We start from the raw sequence: 17930 nt of genomic DNA on the forward strand, positions 1-17930 counted from the left end.
CTATTTAAGTAATATTAAATTCATTTTTCATGTTGTGTTTCAATTACCAATAAGCATCATCTCAAAAATATCTTTCAAATATAAGTTTTAGCTCTATAGTGCCAAAAATTTTTAGCACTATCAAAAGATTGATAGTGCTATAAGGTCTTAGCCAGACAGGCAAATAGCCTAAGGGCTATTATAAAAATAAGTCAAATAATGCCAAGAGTCTAGTAGCTTATTTTTATGGCTAGAGGCAATAAAATATTAAATAAGATATTTTTGTTTATTTTATATTTAATATTTTTACTTTATTTTTATATGAGAAATCGGTCAGTAAATTGATAATGTATATTAACTTTGTAAAATATTTGAAGCATAAATTTCACTATAGCAGGTTACTTTTTTATAAATCAGCCAAATTTAGCCAAGTTATACAACAAAAGTAGTAGAAATTTAAGATCGTCTATTTTTACGTTCTAACTTTAGTAGAAGTAACACATACTTAGATAAGCCAGCTTAATATAATGCCTAACTGGCTTACTGACAAGTAGCAAAAAGAGCCTTGCGAGAGAGTCGCTATCACATTTCTAAGCTAGAGTCTTTTTTGCCAAATATCTCGGGTAGATGACTATTTATAAAATCCCTGACATTTGGGATAGTGCTTGCCACACTTTTAAAGAAGGTTACCACTTTTTCTTTAAAGACCTTAAGAGTTGTATTTTCATCTTTTAGCTTTTTATTTTCATATGCTAGACTTTGATTTTCATTTTTCAACACTTCATTAGTTTTCATTGCTTGCCCTAGCTCCTCTACTTCTTTTTGTTGTTTGGCAGTTAGTTCTTTATATGTTTTAATTTCTTTTTCTAGCTCTTCTTTGTCTGCCTTGGCTTGGTTTATAATTTCTTTGCTATTAAGTATCTGGCTTTTATAATTATTTATAGATACATCTTTTTGTTTCAAAGTTTCTTTTAGTACATTAATCTCTTCTTTTTGAGCCAACACTATGTCTTTATCCTCAAAAGTCTTATTTAGCTCTTTTAGTTCTAAAATCTCCTTATGTAAGAGTTCATTTTCTAACTCTAACTCATATTTTTTCTAGCCAATACTTCACTCTTGTCGGCTAGTTGTTTTTCCAGCTCATCTATCTTATTTTGAAGATCAGTGTCTTTAATTATGGTTATGTTTTGTTTTGTTAAATCATAGATATCTTTACTAATAGTTTTTATAAACTCTTCCATGCCATCTTTGGATATCTCATAGCGTATCTTGCCAGTGAATGACTTTTTTTCATCAAAAACTTTCCCAACGTACTCTTCAAAACTCGAAGTAATATCGTTTTTAAGTGCTTGTTCGCTTTTATAAGATAACTCAGTTTCATGCATTTGTTTTAGAGTTTTATGAACAGCTTTGCTTCCAACCACGCCTCTTACAGCTATACCACTAAGTGCGTCTGCACCCATATCTTGCATTTCCCTACCATATATAGCCATATTTTTCATATCTCTTCTTATGCAAGCGTGCTTAGTAAAATCATAGTTTGAAAAAAGAATTTGCCAGTGTTTGGTTTTTTCATCATTATGCTCAGCTGCAGCTACACATTCTACGCCGTATTTTTTACAATATTTATTAATAAAATCCATGGCGTTAGCAATAATGTTTAGCCCATTTATAAACTTGGTCTCTTCTTCGTTGAGTCCTTCATTTTCTTCTTTGGGTCTTTGTGTTCCAAATGTTAAAAGTATCTCCGTAAAAGGGGTCATCTTTTTTTGCCATACACGCTTTCTTGACTTGCCGTTTTTATCAGTTATCGTTTGGCTCTCATAGTCTTTTTTGAATAGCAACATCATCTCTTTTAGCTTATTTTCAATATCTTCGTGAGACATGCTACGAGATGACTCTTTTTCTATAAGAATACCATGGCTATTTTGCACAAAATATCTATTGGCTCTTTGATCTCTTCTTAGATATTTTATCCTTTTGGTTTGTTTAGGCTCACGCATGTTGTGACACATTCTATCTATGGCTTCTTCATAGGTGATATTGTCAGTTAGCGTATTTATAACTATTTCATAACCATTTATCTTCATCTTAATATCCTTATTTAGATAAATTTTTAAGATTATTTTATAAAATTTCACAACCTAAAACAAGGAATTCGGTAGGCTTCAGGCCGCTAAAATGCGTGTTTTTTAAAAATACTATGAAATATATAATATAATTTTTGTAGCCTTTAGATTGTCTCTTAGAAATTTAGTCTGGTATGAAATTAAGAAAATAAAATAATAAAAATGTATGGGGTTATGCTCATCATAAAATAGCACTTTAGATAGGACAAGCTAATAACATAAAATTAGTTACTAGCAAATCACAGAAGACTAAAGTCTAGCTTTATGCTTAGTTAAATTTATCCTTTAGCATCTCATACACTTCGTTGTTCTCTCTTTTGCCGACAACTAGCACAAGCACTACGATCTCGCTATCTTTTACTTGATATGCCAAGCGGTAGCCGACATCTCTTAGTTTGATCTTATAGACATCTTCATAGCCTCGTAGCTTGTCTTTGGCAACCTTTGGGTTTTCTAGACGCTCACTTAGCTTCTTTTTAAACTGCACTTTTATGCTATTGTCAAGCTTTTGCCACTCTTTAAAGCGCTTGGCAAAAATTCTAACTCATAGCTCATCTAAGCTTACTTTTACTGGTTTTTCACCACTTGCTAGGGCAGTATCTACTGCTTTACTTAGATGATACTCTTCTATTATCTCTGTCATTTTTTCATAGATAGCACTAGGTACTAGATATGCACTAGGGACATTGTGATTTAGTATAGCTACGACATTATCTCCAGCTTGTTTTAAAATTTGAGCTGGGGACTTTTTTAGCTCGCTTATGCTAGCTGTGAAATTTGCTTGTATGGTTTGCATTTTTATCCTTTATTTAATACCTAAAATAATACTAAATAAGATATAAAGATAGTCTTAAAACTCATGCTTTGAAATTTGCCCCTATTCATTTTCATACGATACCATCTCTACTTTAGCCTTTAGTGTATTAGCGTTAATGGGCTTGGCATAAGTGTTTAGCAAAATTTTATACTGCTTTTCATGTCCTACTATCTGAGCTATAAGGTTAGCTTCTACCTCGCGCTGCACTAGATAGTCTATAAAGTAGTGTCTAAAAGAGTAGAAGGTCTTTTTAGAGTCTTTGTCTATAAACTTTCTTTGGATCTGGCTTCTAAAAATTTCAGAGAAGTCCTTATTGCTTACCTTAAATATATTTCCGCTTTTTTTGCTATTAACATATTCTAGCAGGCCTAGATCTATGAGCTTACTATGGATAGGTACAAACCTAATGCTGTTTTTGGTCTTGGTAGTTTTAACATCATTTGTGTTTATGTTAAAGCAGTAAATCCCATCTTTTAAGACTATATCTTCTTTATGAAGCTGTGTGATCTCTTTTATCCTCATGCCACTATAAGCAGCTATCATTGTGACGTAGTAGAGCTCACTAGCCTCTATCCTTGAACTTGGTGATTTACCACTTTGTTTGATACTAGTTACTATCTCAAAGATCTTCCTAGCTTCTGATGCTTCGTATGGAAGCACTGCCCTTTCGCTAGGGTCTATGTCTATCTTGACGTTCATTTTTGCAGTTATGCTTTTACCTATATAGCCACTATCAAAGCAGTAGTTAAAAAACTGAATAACCCTTATCATATATTTTTGGATAGTAGGCTCAGAGAGTTTATCGTCCTTTTCTCCTAGCTTCAGTATCTGAGATAAACTTTTATCTTTATACCTACTCTTTTGAGCTAGCTTAGTTGGAATTTTATAAAGAAGATCTCTAAATTCAAGCAAATTATCTCTTGTGATCTTATAAACTGGCGTATCTTCGTTAAAGTATAAAAATAAGAGCTTTTTTACGCCAGTAACTAATCTTTGCGTGTCTGGCGACCACTTGTCAGCTCTTTTAGTGTTTGTCTCAAATATCTCGAATGCATCCTTTAAGCTCTTTTGATCTTCTAAATTTAAAGCTGAGAATTGATTGCTAGAGCCAGATGCCACTTGCAATGCTTTTCTAATCTCATACTCTTGTGTTACTTGGGCGCTAGGATTAAAAATACTAAAGCTACTATCTTCATCTAATTTTATCTTGATATTTTTTGGTGGATTTGGATCCATTATGATATCTTCCATGCTTCTATGGCTATTATTTGTTCTTACTAGCTTTAAATTTGAGGTCGAGCCATACTTTTGATCTAGTATGGCATAAACCGTTTCGCTAATCCTCTGAGCCATAGCCTTAAGCTGTCCATCCGTAATGGGCAAACAACCACTATCTTCAAGCTCTTTTATATTTTCTTGGAATGAAGCTATGTCCTTAGCGTCAAACGAACTAGGTTTGGCATGTTTGGCTAAGTTATCGCTAGAATCATCTTCGAGAAAGTATTGCTCACGCTTATCATCAAAGAGCACGCTGCTCTTCTCAAGCTTTGATACAAGATAGTTAAGTGTTAGTATATTCTTCTCTAAAAGAGTTTGCCCTATGTTCTCTTTATCCTTACTACCAAGAGCGCCAGCAGTGTTAGTGATATTGCTTATATCCTTAATTAAAATTTGAGGTAGATCGCCATCTATCAAACTTTGTTTAAAGTAGTCATTGAGCGCATTTAGAAATTCTACATCCATCTTCTTGTTAAGAAGAGAGTGCTCTTTGATACTCTTACTAAGCTTCACTTTCATAAACGAATTTACAAAAGATTGGATTATGCTATCACTAAGATTCATGTGAACCGCCCTTTTTATCAGGTAAAGATTATTATCTAGAATTTTAGCCCTTTTTCTGGCTTTTTCCAAGAGATTAGTGGATGTGGAGAAGCAAATTTCTCGCTTTTCGTTAAAAAATTTTCTGATGCTTGGAGCAAGTGTAGCTCGGTAGTAATATATACCGTTTCGCTCCCTTAAGTGTTGTCCCATATTTAATAGTCAACCGGTCAAAAATGGAACAGTTTTACGTAATGACTAAGTAAAAAATCGTCTAAAGTGCGTATTTCAGGCTTTTGTGAGCTCATATAAAAAATCCTCATAAGCCGGAGGTCGGGAGTTCAAGTCTCCCCCGTGACACCATAACACCCTATTTTAGGCACTAGCAGTGATGCTTTTGTTCTTTCCCTTTCTTTAAAATTTCCTTTAAGAGTGGAACACTTAGTTACTAAAGTGGGACAGTCTCTTAAAAATTCCAACGATTATAAAGCCATCACCCTTTCAATACCATAAAAATAAATTTGTTTTAAATTCTTGCTTCTAGCTTTTTATCTCAAATCCCTTAAATACGCACTTTTGGCATTTATCATTTTAATATTCTTAACTTTTCTTTCTTAAAAAATAAACTTTTTCACAAAAATTTGCATTTCTAGCGCAGATTTTTTCCAAAATTGGTGTAATTACTATAAAGACATTTTAAAAAGGAAGAAAATGAAAAGAATTTCATTGATAGTAACTAGCACTACTAGTACGAAAGAATGTTTATATAATGAGGTGATTTGCCATGGCTAATGCATATATAGTAAATGATCACAGCCTAGTTTTAAACGTAAGGTCGGGTTTTTTAACATATGGTAGAGCCATAGGTAGGTTTGCACATGCGTGCCGTGAGAAAAATCAAACTGAGCATATAAAGTATCTCAACAAGAATCCAATCTCTATTAATCGCTACAAGCTCCTAAGTGAATTTAATGACAATGGCAATATGAGAGATGCTAACAGTAAAGATGATGAACTACATAATATGGCTTTTGTAAAGAAATTACTTAAAGGCTTTCAGGATAGCTTTAAAGAAGACTATGGCAAGCAATCCTACACACAAAAACGACAAGGTAAAGATATAGTTATACGTAGAACTTGGCGCAAAGATATGCGTAGCTTTTGTGAGATTATCATCACATTTGGTACAGACAGAGAGAAGGAGCCAAAAGAAGGGCTAAACGACGAAGAGTCAAAATTTATAAATGAAAACATACATATGGATAGAGTAATGAGATTTATAAACGCATACTGTGCGAAGTATGGCGCAAAGTGTCTGCTTGTGGCTGAGCATAATGACGAAAAGACCAAGCACTATCACATCATCTTTACAAACTACAACTTTGAAAAGCATGCAAATTTGAGATTTAGCGGCAGGTCAAAAACAGCAAAATTTGGTAAAGAGCTGCAAGATATGGGAGCGGAGGCATTTGAAGGTCAAGTACTTCGTGGTAAGCCAAGTAAAAATAGACATAAGAATTTAACCCAAATGCACCAAATAGCAAGTGAATATAAGAGCGAGAAAGAGCTAAAAGAGAAAATTCAAAAGCTTATAGAAGCGGAAGCAAATAAGTATATGCAAAAGAAAGAGCCTTTGTTGGGCGACGAGTACTTTAGGTTAGAGCCAAATGAAAAAAGAGCTTTAATAGTAGGTCTTAGAAATTCTGTTTTTGAACAGCTGCAAGAGAACATAACCATCACATCTGATGAGCAGCTAAAAGAAAAGGTAGAACTTCTTGCTGGGCAAGTAACAGAACAAAGTAAAATCATAGAGGAAGATAAAAAGAAAAGCTTAGAAGTCTTAAAAGAAAAAGAACAGCTAGAAAAAGAGCTAGATGATTTAAAAGAGACCAAAGCTGAGCAAGACAAAGAGATAATGCTTCTTAAAAATAGAGTAAAAGCACATACTAATCAGCAAATAAAGATAGATGAACAAAATGCATTGTTAAAGAGCAAGGATAAAGAAAACCAATCTCTAACACGTAAAACTAAAAGTTTGCAAAGTGAAAATACTGAGCTAAGAGACTTTAATGACAAAAGCTTAGGTCTTTTACTTGAAATAGCAAATATCAACCCAGAGCTAAAAGATATGATAGTAAATGAGATGCCAGAGCTAAGAGGTAAATTTACAAAAGATGATGTTGGAATGCAGGTGGGGTAGCATTAAAAAAGCAAAAAGAAAATATTAGTTCTTTTTAAGTATTAGTGTTCTAAAATGAACCATATTATCAAAAGGAGAGTTACAATGAAAGAAAAATGTGAAAGGCTCTTGAAATTACTAAATGCCAATAAAAATAACGATGGAAGTATAGTTCTTAAAAGAGTAAAGGAAGAATTTCCTGAATACAAAGATTATAGTTCTGAGAAAATTATAGAAGAAGTTTCAAAAGAGTGTGGAAATGAACTCGCTAACCGCTTATCAGAGGCCTTAGAGAGGAAAAAATCTCCGAAAATAGATGGTCCAGATATGTAATAATTTAATTTTAGCTCATCACAACTCAATGCAAATAAACACAAGGACTATTAAGTTGTGATGAGAGTTATTTTAAAAGCATATAGTCTGTTTTTATGGTTCTATAAAACAATTTTAGCGAGATAATATGATATTTCATCTCATAAAGAGCCTATAAAAATAATAGATCTTACTAAAAATTCATCAAAGATGGTCAGTAAAAGCAACTAACGACGTTAGAGTTCTAGTATCCAAAGAATATAGAAAGATATAAAGCCAATCTTTATAATAGGCAAATTAGCTTTTATATATGCCACATATAGCTATCCATTTATTATAAACGAACAAAGCAAAAAATGCGTAGCCAAAGTCTATATTATAAGGCTTATATCTCATTAAAAAAACATAAGTCCTTTTTTAGTTTTTGTTTAATAAAATGACAACAAAAATTTAAAAAGGTATCATTATGAAGTCTTATTTACTTGCAGCTACACTTTTAGTTTCATGCCTAAATGCTGATGTGGTTATCAACGTTAAGGGTGATGTTGTTTATAGCATTGATGGCAAAGAGAGCAAGGCTACTACAGCCACAAGCGGTCAAGAGATCAAATTTATATCTGGTAACGGCGTTTTAAAGATAACTGATGATGTTTTAAAGCAAAATTACAACCTAAAATCACCAAACGACACCTATATAGCAGCGACCAAAAAAAGAAGTGGCTTTTTCTCTACACTATTTGCTAAAGCACAAACTACATCTACGACAGCTTCTACGAGAGCAGAAGGAGGATGCGAGGAGATAGATCCTAGCAAAGATGCATTAGTTATAAGCGATCATATCATTAAAATAGAATACCGCCAAGGCGACAAGTTTTACGAATTTGACGTTAAAAACAGAAGTATAAGCCCAGAGCTAAACATATCTCCTAAAAATGGTGACAGGATAGATATGATGGATAAAGATGGATATGAGTCTCCTTGTTTTATAGTTAAAACACGATGAAGTTCTTTAGATTTTTAGGCAACAACATTAACAAGATTTTAAAGGGCTCAACATATTCTGACTTGTTTCAAAAGTCTAGCAGTGTAAAAAAAGCCATATTCTTAGGAATTCTTGCTATGGCATCTTTTGCCATTTACGGCTTAGTCAAAGATCGTGAGATCGTCAGAGTAAATTTTGGTGACTTCGAGTATGACATCATGCAAGAAATTTATGCCAAAGCACCATCAGCAAGCCAATCGCAAAAAATAGCAGTAATTCTAATAGATCAAGAGTACCTGGACAAGCACGACCTAAGTGATGGACAAGGTGGCATCAAATTTAACTTCACCCCAAGAAGTGTTCTTGCTAATGTCTTAGATGATTTTAACAAAACCTTATCTGGTTCAGGTAGCAAACCAAAAACTTTAGTCTTAGACTACTCTTTAGAGTATCCAAGCGACATAAACTCAACAGTTACTAAAGATGATCTAGGTCTTATAGATAGACTAAATTTATATGCTAGCTCATATCCTATATATCTACCAAAAACTATAAATAAGCCTTTTTTACAAGACTTCAAGCTAAATCCTAATATCAAATTTACTCAAACAAATATTTCTAGCGATAAAGATGGAGTTACTCGTGGATACACGCCCTATCTTTGCGATGGCGATAAGACTTTAAGACATCTTGTCCTAGAGCTTGCAAATAGTGAAGCAAATTTTACTTGTCCAAGAGAGCTAAGCTTTGATGAGAGTTTTAGATATAGGATACTTTATAAAGATCTAAAAATTATAGATCAAGGTGGTAATAAAACATATACTTCAAACTATGAAAATATCAAATTCTATCATGCAGCTAGACTATCTCAGATAGATGCAGAGGAGTTTGATGATGCCATAGTGCTTATAGGCTCGGACTATCCAGGCTCAGGCGACATACACAAAACTCCTATAGGTGTTATAAGTGGCGTTATAGCCTTAGCCAATGCACTTAATACCGCTCTTAATCTAAAGGATGGCATAAGCACTATACCAGCTTGGATAGGTATGATATGTTATCTATTATTCTTTGGCTTGTGTGCCTACTTTGTACCAAAGCTAGCAAAAGCACTCCATATCGACGGAAATTTTGATCTTTTGAGATTGTCTTCTTTAGTGATATTTTTTGTACCAGCAATAATTCTATTTTTTTGGGGTCATTACATCACATGGGTTGTGGTTTTGATAGTATTTAAGCTCATAGATATAGTTATCTCAGTCCTTAAAGCAAAAGAGTTAATAAAAAATCTCAGCAAGACCCTCTTGGCTTTAGTTGCTATTGCTGTAATTATAGCTATTATGATAGTTGCCTTACTACTATTTATGGATATTTAAAATCATATTAAAGGATTAATCATGCTTAGAAAAATTTTGTTAGTCATTTTCCTAACCGTTTCAGTTGCATTAAGCGCTACGCTAGATGATGTTTTAGATCTTGATAATACTGCGTTTAAGTATTATCAAAATGGAAACTATCTCAAATCTTTAGAATTTCAAATGAAAGCCTTAGGTATCAAAGAGAAAATTTTAGGTCAATATCATCCCGATACTGCAACCAGTTATAATAATATAGGTGCTGTTTATTTTAAAATGAGTGATTACATTAAAGCTTTAGAGTTTTATACAAAGGCTTTAAATATAAGAGAGAAAATTTTAGGAACATATCATCCTGATACCGCAACTAGTTATAATAATATAGGCAATTATTATTATGGTATGGGTAATTATCCTAAGGCTTTAGATTTTTATACAAAGGCTTTGAATATAAGAGAGAAAAGTTTAGGCAAAGAACATCCTGACACTGCTGCTAGTTATAATAATATAGGCTATGCGTACAATGGAATTGGCAATTATCCTAAAGCTTTAGATTTTTATACAAAGGCTTTGAATATAAGAGAGAAAATTTTAGGCAAAGAACATCTCGATACTGCAAATAGTTATAATAATATAGGATCTGCTTATTCTAATGTTGGCGACTACCGCAAAGCCTTAGAATTTCATACAAAGGCTTTGAATATAAGAGAGAAAATTTTAGGCAAAGAACATCCTGACACTGCTGCTAGTTATAATAATATAGGATATACTTATTATCGTGTTGGCGACTACCACAAAGCCTTAGAATTTTTTATAAAATCCTTGAATGCCAAAGAGAGAACTCTAGGCAAAGAACATCCGAGCACTGCTCTTAGCTATAATAATATAGGTCATGTTTATAGTGATATAGGTAATTATCCTAAAGCCTTAGAATTTTATATAAAAGATTTAAATATCAATGAGAATGTTCTTGGCAAGGACCATCCAGACACTGCTAGTAGTTATAATAGCATAGGATCTGTTTATGACAGTCTAAGTGATTACCCAAAAGCTTTAGAGTATTATACAAAAGCTCTAAACACAAGAGAAAAAGTCCTAGGTAAAGATCATCCAAGTACTGCCAGTAGTTATAATAATATAGGATATGCTTATAACGAAATTGGTGACTATAATAAAGCATATAATTACTCTAAAAAAGCATACTATATATTTAAAGCAAATAGAGATAAAAATTTTGAAATATTGAGCAATGAACAAAAAAAGAAATTCTTAGAGGCTAATAATAACTTTTTACCAAACCTTTTAACAAGTGGTTACTCGTATCAGCAAACTACTAAAGACAAGGAAACTCCAAGTCAAGAAATTTATGAGATATTTATAAACGATAAGGGCATACTCCTCGATGATGAAAATACCATAGCTATGCTAAAAAATATCTCACAAGATAAGAACTTGATCTCTAAGATAGATAGCCTAAACTCCCTTAAAAGAGCATATGCTAAGCTAGCAGGTACTATGCCTAAGCCAGAAGAGGCAAAAAGCTACCAAGAAAAGCTAAAAGCACTGGGCGAAGATATAGAAAAAGTAGAGATAGAGATAGCCAAGATATCACCTAAATTTAAACAAGAGCTTGGCATAAAGGATCTAAAACTAAGCGATCTCACAAGCCTTTTAAAGCCAAATGAGCTCTTTGTAGATATAGGATATTACAACAAAAAATACTATATCTTTAGTATGGATAAAAGTGGCGAAGTGGGGTTTGAAAAACTTAACGATAAAGATAGCGACACAGTAAATACAACTATAAAAGAATTTAGAGCTGACATAGATAAGATCATAAATGCTACAGACGCAAACTCAAGCAAAACTTTAAAGAAGCTATATGATATAGTGATAAAAAGTGGCATAGGGGATAGGATAGGTAAATTTAACTCTCTTATCATATCTACAGATGGAGCTTTGAGGCTACTACCTTTTGAAACACTTATGGATGGCGATAAATATCTCATAGAGAGTAAGCAGATACGCTATACGCCTTCAGCTAAAGAATTTATAAGAACACATAAATTTAACATCAAAGATGAGGGTAAGGATATCACTATGTTCAGTGATCCAAACTATGAGAGCAAAAGTGGAAAGAGTATGGAGATGGTTGCAGATACGCCAAATGTAAATAAGGCTGTGCAAACTAGATCTATAAAAAATATGGGGACATTTAAAAGACTAAGAGGCTTTAAGAAAGAAGAAGAGGTTTTACAAAGCTCGTTTAATGGCGTAAAACTTTTCTCTAGAGAGAACGCTAATGAAGAAAACATACTAAGAGTGAAGTCTCCAAAGATCTTACATATAACCACACATGGATACTTTATAAGTGATGAGAACATAACAAACCCTATGTTAAAATCAGGAGTTGCGCTTAGCGGTGCAAATATAGGTATAAAACAACAAACTGGCGAGGGTCTTGTAAATGCGCTTAAGCTATCAGGACTAAGCCTAGACGGAACCGATCTAGTTGTGCTATCTGCATGCGAAACTGGCCTAGTAGACGTTAAAGACACGAGCTCTGTGGCAAGTCTGCCTAAGACATTTATACAAGCTGGCTCTAAAAATGTGCTAATGAGTCTGTGGTCTGTAGATGACAATAGCACGGTGGAGCTAATGAAAGAATTTTATACCGATACTAAAGGCAATGAGAAGAAATTTAACGAGGTTCTAAGAAATGCGAAGATCAAGATGATAAAGGAAGGCAAACATCCGTTTTACTGGGCTGCTTTTATAATGAGCGGAGAGTGATACGATAGTTAAAAAACCATAGCTACTAGCGATGCCACATAATATCTTGTGGCATCGTGCTTCTTATGCTCCTTTCATACTTTATAATGTTTTAAATTTTTCAATGAAGTTTTGTTTTAGCTTGTATAGTTTAAAGCTATGTCTAGGTGTAAATTTGTTAAAAATAAATTTTAGTAGTTTGCTATTAGTTGCTCATATCAACTTTACTGAGTGCATATATATCAATTATCTTTGAAAATTCTTAAATAATAGGAGTAAATGCCTTAAGCAAAAACTTAGACATTTTATCGACAAAGGTCATTTTTAATGGATAAAGTTTTGTTTAAGTTGTATCTTTGTAAATAAAAATTTTTGCCCGTCTGGCTAAGACCTTACAGCAAGCTCGGTCCGAGCTTGCTAAGTAAGTTTATCAACATACTAAAAATGTTGATAAATATACTAGAAACTGGCATTAAATTTTCTTGGATTATAACAAATAAATTCATAATGTAACATACTGCATGTGATGTAATGTGCAGTACATGATGTCACGTCAAGTATGTGATGTCACATGCAGCACATGATGTAATGTATAGTACATGATGTAACATGCAGTAGGTGACGTCATGTATAGTATGTGATGTTATGTATATTTCGTAGATGAGAGAGCATTAGGATTAGTGGATATTTCTCTAGAAAGATATTATTGAAGTTATATGTCTAAAAAGCACTTGGTGTATATCTAATAGTGATGATTATAACAGCCTTGTCTTTTTCATTGACCCTATAAATCACCGTGTAGTTTTTAACAAATAGCTGTCTATAGCCCATATTGGCATATCTGCCAACTTTTCTAATAGCACCACGATTTGGCATCTCATCTAGGCTAAGAATAGCGTTTTTGATAGCCTCTAGTGTAGAGTTTGCAGCAGCTGGTGAGAGAAAAGACATTGCGATATATTTATAAATCGCCTCAAGCTCTTCATAAGCTTGTGGTGAGATAAGGACTTTATATTTACTCAAGATACTTAGCTTTTAAACTAGCAAAAACATCTTTTGCTTCTAGCATCTTTGTATCTGCTGTTATCTTAGCTTCAGATGATGCGATAGCGCTATCTATATCGGCTGTGGCTACTAGCTTATCATATGTCTTTATGCTCATCACAACCAAGTCTCCATAGCCATTTTTAGTTACAAATACTGGCTCATCCTTGCTATTGCATAGCTGTGAAATTTCATTGGTGTTTCTAAGCTCTTTTATAGGTACTATTTGAGGCATATGTTATTTCCTTTTAATAATATGACATGATTATAGCATAATTGTGTTAGTAATTTAGATTGCTTTATCTAACTAACTTGGCAAACTAAAAAATATAAGCCCAAGTATCAAACATTTCCTACCTTCCTTTAACCCATAATAAATTAATAATATTATAAATACAATCACAATAAAATATCAAAAACAGTAGTGGTGGCTTAATATGCAAAACAACGAAATAAAAATAACCTACTCTTGTGAAGAGATATTAAAAAAGATAAAAGAGTATATGGCTGATGCAAAGAGCGTGACGCTTTATACGTCTAGTTTTAATTATTTTACGTCAAGAAATACCATGATGGTAAATATAATACTTAACTTGATAGCTAATTTTTCAAGGCAGGACGGCAAAGAAGCATCAATAGTAACTGATTTTTATATAGATAAAGAGAGCTTTACTGATAGCAAGCTAAATAGAATAAGAGAATTTGAATATAGAGATATACCAGTAAAGATCGTCCATAAAAAGAGTGCGGTTGACAAGTTTTTTGCAAATTTAAAAGAGAAGATAAGCCCCATAAAAAGCAAAGCAAGATATGAAGCTGAACTTGAAGCTGCTCAGGATGAGCATGAGAGAAATTTGCTAAAAAGCATGGGTGAAACAAAGACAGAAGCTATAAGCTTTTATGATATGTTTGAGGTCGTAGTATCCAACTACGACGACGCCAAAGATATCGTAAAAGAGTGCCTAAATACCTTAAAAAATGATCTACTAAGTGATGCTAGTTCTTTGATATCTAGCGAGGGACTAGATGGAGCTAAATTTGAAAAAAGTATTGAAGAGTGTTTTAGAGAGTTAGATAAGAATTTAAGCGAGCTAAATAAAGAAAGCGGAGAGTTTTTACTCAAACAAATATTTCTTTTTATACTAAGCATAGTTGATCTAAGTGACCCAAAGGCAGCGCTTAAAAAGGCAAACGGATGCTTTTTATTCTATGAGCTTAGTAAATTAACCTACAAAATGGTTGAGCATCAAAGTAATAGATCTCTTTATGGCGTAACCTTACCTATCCTTAGCTTTTTCACATCTAGATTTGCTTCTATTATAAATACCCTAAATATAAACTCAAGTTGCAATGTATTAGTATTTAAGCAAGATAAATCCTCTAATTCTGGCTTTTTTATAGACTTTACCCATCTAAATTTAGACTATATCTACTTTAGAGACGACAATAACCTAAATGAGGTTAATTGCAATGCAGATGAGGGATATAGTGTATTTGGTCATTTAGATGATCTGTCAGTGTTTGATTATACAAAGGATGTTTGCTCTTACGATATAGTAAATAAAAACTTAGGCTTTGGCTCTAGTGATGATACGCTCTTTAAAAGACTAAAGGATCAAATAAAAGGACTAAATGCAAATTTAAATTTTATCTGTGCTTCAAATTTTAACTCTATAAAACTAGCCAATCTAATAGCAAACAAGTCCGATAAAAATGGCTCATCTGCAAACGATGAGATGAACAGCAAAGATTTTTCAAATTTAAATAAAAACTATGTTGTGCTATCAAACTCACCTTTTAGATCAAGTGCAGGGCTAAGAGAAGAAGTAATAAGTAAATGCCTAGATCAAGTGATAGAAGACGAGCTAAATAGACCCAACAAATCCAACCTTGTAAAACAAAAATTCACCGATATAAAGACCCTAAGTCCTATTAAGGATTACAGTCAGTACAGCATAAACATCAATAAAGAAAACAATAGATCAACTCTTGTCTTAAATTTATCTCCATTTGCAAGGATAGATAAAAAATATATAGACAACATAGAGCAAAAGAGGGAAGAATTTAAAGAGATCGCCTATCAAGATGATACCAACTATCTTGACAACTACACCAAATACGAAGAGTTATTTAAGACAAATTTCTCTCACGTAAATGCTTATGCTAAGCAGCCAAATGATATGGAGAAGATCAAAAAAAGTGAAGAAGAGTATATGAAAAAGGTAACTCTCTCTTTTAAAGCAGTATTTGATAAGGTAAATGAAAACACTTTAAACAGAAGAGAGGCTGAAGCATATAACAATAGCAATATCTCAAGCCAACTTATAGATGATATAAAAAATGGCTCATCAACCGCAGATGAATACCAATCACAAATGCAACGTATAATACAAACCCTCCCAAAACGCTACTCTTTCATAGAGGCACTATCTCTTGGCGTAGCTTACTTTATAATAACTAAAAGCTATTCAAAAAAAATGATAAAGAAAAGCATTAAAGATGGTGATGAATATATAGTAATAGAAGATGATGAGATAAAAGCATTGCACTCAAACTCTATAATAAGAGTTTTTGATAGAGATTTAAAGTTATTTTTCTACAAAGACTCAGTAAAAAATAGTGGTCTAAAAAGTGGTGAGTATCTATGTATAGAAGAAATTTCTAAATATATGGATGGAGTAAATAACAAGGATATAGTTAGCGTTGAAGAGCTTTTAGCAGAAAATGAAGTTGGTAAAAATGCAGATATCAAAGATCCTTTGCAAAAAGATCTAATGAAACTTCTTATAGAACAAGCTGATAAGATAGATGAAAACTATAAAAAAGATGAAGCTACTATAAAAGAGGCTATAGCTGCTAAGAATAAAAACACTCTAAAAGAGGCTATAAACTTAAAAGATATAGCATATAGCAATGATAGAGATATAAATAAAGAGGTAACCTCATTATTAGTAAAAACTACTATAGAAGAGGTGTTTCCACTTTCAAAATTTGTTGGTGAAGATGGCATATCTAAGATATATGAATCACTTGGCTCTTATATATTTAATAAAGACGCAAAGGCACTAAGAGAAACATTTCTTGATGAGCTTGGGGTATTAAATTTAGTAAAAAGCCTACTTGGTGCAAGAAAGACTAAAGAGATAGATAGATATATCTTGCTAATAACCAGTCTAAAAACTACAAGCGTAGTTTTACAACATTCAAAGCTTAATCTAATCATTCAAGCTTCAAATGCTTTTAGGCTTCATATGGCGATGGAGTATTATAAACTAAGTATAACTTATACAGAGATCACAACATATACCTTTATGAGATATACTCATAGGTTTAGCTATACAGATTTTCAAGAGATAAAGAGACTAATAAAAGATTATGCAGGATCGCTAGGCAAGAGCATAGGTGCTTCTATGGTTAGTGGCGCATTAGAACTTTGGAAAACATCATATGAAAAACTAGAAGAGAACTACAACGAGATAATGCACACAAGATATACATATAAATTTAATGAAGCTTACGCACTAAATAATATCTCATATAAACCTATGTCTATAAAAGAAGCTTATGATAAAGATAGTACAAATAGCTATTGCTACTATCCAGTGATGATCTATCAAAACTATATAAGCCTAAATTTAAATAGACTATTTCTAGGAGCTAATATAAGTAGTGGAGGACTAGACTATAACTCTTTTATATACTACGATATAGACCATAAGAAAAACAAACTATCTTTTAACCTAGCCTCTAAGCTAGCACTAAATAACCTTAGCACCTATCTATGCTTAGATGAGCTAAGAGGAGCTGGCAATGAGATAGATGCAAACTACTTTAAATATGCTAGAAGTAGATACACTGAATCTGATGTGGAGATAAGGGAGCTAAATTTGGATGTTAAAGAGGAGAAAGAGGTGTATGACGCTTATAGAAAAGGTAATAGTCAAGATAGGGGTGGTTTGTCTTATGCCATAGATGCCTATCAAGAGGCTGCAAATATTATATATAAGCTTAGACTAGGAATTTTTAACACAAACTATGACAATACTCATCGTAACCTCTCAAGAGATCTAGTAGAAGCTCTTGATACTATTGGAAGCAATAATATCAAAGGGGTATATGTGGGGTGTAAAGAAAATGACTCTAAAGATGGGAATTTCAATGGAAAGACAATCCCACCTCGCCTAGTAGGTCGTCTAGCCACTACCATAGTTATGGAAGATGGTCTATATATAGGATAAGATATGAAGAAGATTATATTTATCATCATAGCTCTTTTAGTAGCAGGATCACTATTAATAATAAATAAAGGAAATTTAATGGATAAAGAAATTTATACGGTTATAGCTCCAAATGGGGATAAGATAGAATTTGACAAAAAGACAAATTTAATTGCTTCCAAAAATGCAAAAAATAATACGGCACGCTTGGAAGAAAAGTCTCAAATGATCCTACAAGCCCGCTCCATCCTAGACTCATCCCCATATAAAAACTATAAGCCACTATACTATAACCTGTCTCTTATACACATCTGACGCTGCCGACG

The 17930-nt window shown here is 32.9% G+C and carries 13 protein-coding genes and 1 pseudogene; 7 read left to right on the top strand and 7 right to left on the bottom strand.

Translation table 11 applies throughout. From position 1 onward, the window contains the following. Window positions 1-561 precede the first annotated feature (561 nt). The 5 genes and pseudogenes from Q0296_RS09430 to Q0296_RS09450 all read right to left on the bottom strand — a co-directional run bounded on the left by Q0296_RS09430 (window position 562) and on the right by Q0296_RS09450 (window position 4767). Window positions 562-981: a hypothetical protein gene (locus Q0296_RS09430; protein WP_298039828.1), complete on the bottom strand. Its 420-nt coding sequence runs from the start codon at window positions 979-981 to the stop codon at window positions 562-564. 80 nt (window positions 982-1061) lie between these two features. Further along, complete coding sequence (locus Q0296_RS09435; RefSeq protein WP_298039831.1) at window positions 1062-2069, bottom strand: hypothetical protein; 1008 nt, start codon at window positions 2067-2069, stop codon at window positions 1062-1064. A gap of 307 nt (window positions 2070-2376) precedes the next feature. Next, window positions 2377-2663: pseudogene (locus Q0296_RS09440) on the bottom strand (type II toxin-antitoxin system RelE/ParE family toxin). After that, window positions 2653-2904 (bottom strand): type II toxin-antitoxin system Phd/YefM family antitoxin, encoded by a 252-nt coding sequence (locus tag Q0296_RS09445; RefSeq protein WP_298039833.1) that lies wholly within the window; start codon window positions 2902-2904, stop codon window positions 2653-2655. Before Q0296_RS09445 ends, Q0296_RS09440 begins: the two are co-directional and overlap by 11 nt. Before the next feature lie 81 nt (window positions 2905-2985). Beyond that, window positions 2986-4767, bottom strand: coding sequence for a site-specific integrase (locus Q0296_RS09450; protein WP_298039836.1), 1782 nt, complete (start codon window positions 4765-4767; stop codon window positions 2986-2988). Between the two features lie 760 nt (window positions 4768-5527). Here Q0296_RS09450 and Q0296_RS09455 point away from each other — a divergent pair. The 5 genes from Q0296_RS09455 to Q0296_RS09475 all read left to right on the top strand — a co-directional run bounded on the left by Q0296_RS09455 (window position 5528) and on the right by Q0296_RS09475 (window position 12364). Further along, entirely contained in the window at window positions 5528-6943 is a 1416-nt protein-coding gene (locus Q0296_RS09455) for a hypothetical protein (RefSeq protein WP_298039838.1), read from the top strand. Window positions 6944-7027: 84 nt separating this feature from the next. Beyond that, a complete protein-coding gene (locus Q0296_RS09460) occupies window positions 7028-7255 on the top strand; it encodes a hypothetical protein (protein WP_103575211.1) in 228 nt (75 codons plus the stop codon). Window positions 7256-7700: 445 nt separating this feature from the next. Next, entirely contained in the window at window positions 7701-8237 is a 537-nt protein-coding gene (locus Q0296_RS09465; protein ID WP_298039843.1) for a hypothetical protein, read from the top strand. 116 nt (window positions 8238-8353) lie between these two features. Then, entirely contained in the window at window positions 8354-9592 is a 1239-nt protein-coding gene (locus Q0296_RS09470; protein ID WP_298039848.1) for a CHASE2 domain-containing protein, read from the top strand. A 21-nt stretch (window positions 9593-9613) separates the two neighbouring features. Then, window positions 9614-12364, top strand: coding sequence for a CHAT domain-containing tetratricopeptide repeat protein (locus Q0296_RS09475; protein WP_298039851.1), 2751 nt, complete (start codon window positions 9614-9616; stop codon window positions 12362-12364). A 699-nt stretch (window positions 12365-13063) separates the two neighbouring features. Here Q0296_RS09475 and Q0296_RS09480 read toward each other — a convergent pair. Together Q0296_RS09480 and Q0296_RS09485 are read right to left on the bottom strand one after the other, a co-directional pair. Next, the gene (locus Q0296_RS09480) at window positions 13064-13366 is read right to left on the bottom strand and encodes a type II toxin-antitoxin system RelE/ParE family toxin (RefSeq protein WP_298039853.1); all 303 of its coding nucleotides are present in this window, start codon (window positions 13364-13366) and stop codon (window positions 13064-13066) included. Continuing rightward, window positions 13359-13622 carry a type II toxin-antitoxin system prevent-host-death family antitoxin gene (locus Q0296_RS09485; RefSeq protein ID WP_298039856.1) on the bottom strand — a complete coding sequence of 88 codons (264 nt, stop codon included), beginning with the start codon at window positions 13620-13622 and terminating at the stop codon, window positions 13359-13361. Before Q0296_RS09485 ends, Q0296_RS09480 begins: the two co-directional genes overlap by 8 nt. Window positions 13623-13824: 202 nt before the next feature. Between Q0296_RS09485 and Q0296_RS09490 the strand changes: the two genes are divergently transcribed. Continuing rightward, window positions 13825-17625, top strand: a complete 3801-nt coding sequence (locus Q0296_RS09490; protein WP_298039859.1) for a hypothetical protein — start codon at window positions 13825-13827, stop codon at window positions 17623-17625. A 3-nt stretch (window positions 17626-17628) separates the two neighbouring features. Beyond that, the gene (locus Q0296_RS09495) at window positions 17629-17919 is read left to right on the top strand and encodes a hypothetical protein (protein WP_298039862.1); all 291 of its coding nucleotides are present in this window, start codon (window positions 17629-17631) and stop codon (window positions 17917-17919) included. Window positions 17920-17930: the final 11 nt, after the last annotated feature.

The organism is uncultured Campylobacter sp. (assembly GCF_937890585.1).
Classification (GTDB): domain Bacteria; phylum Campylobacterota; class Campylobacteria; order Campylobacterales; family Campylobacteraceae; genus Campylobacter_A.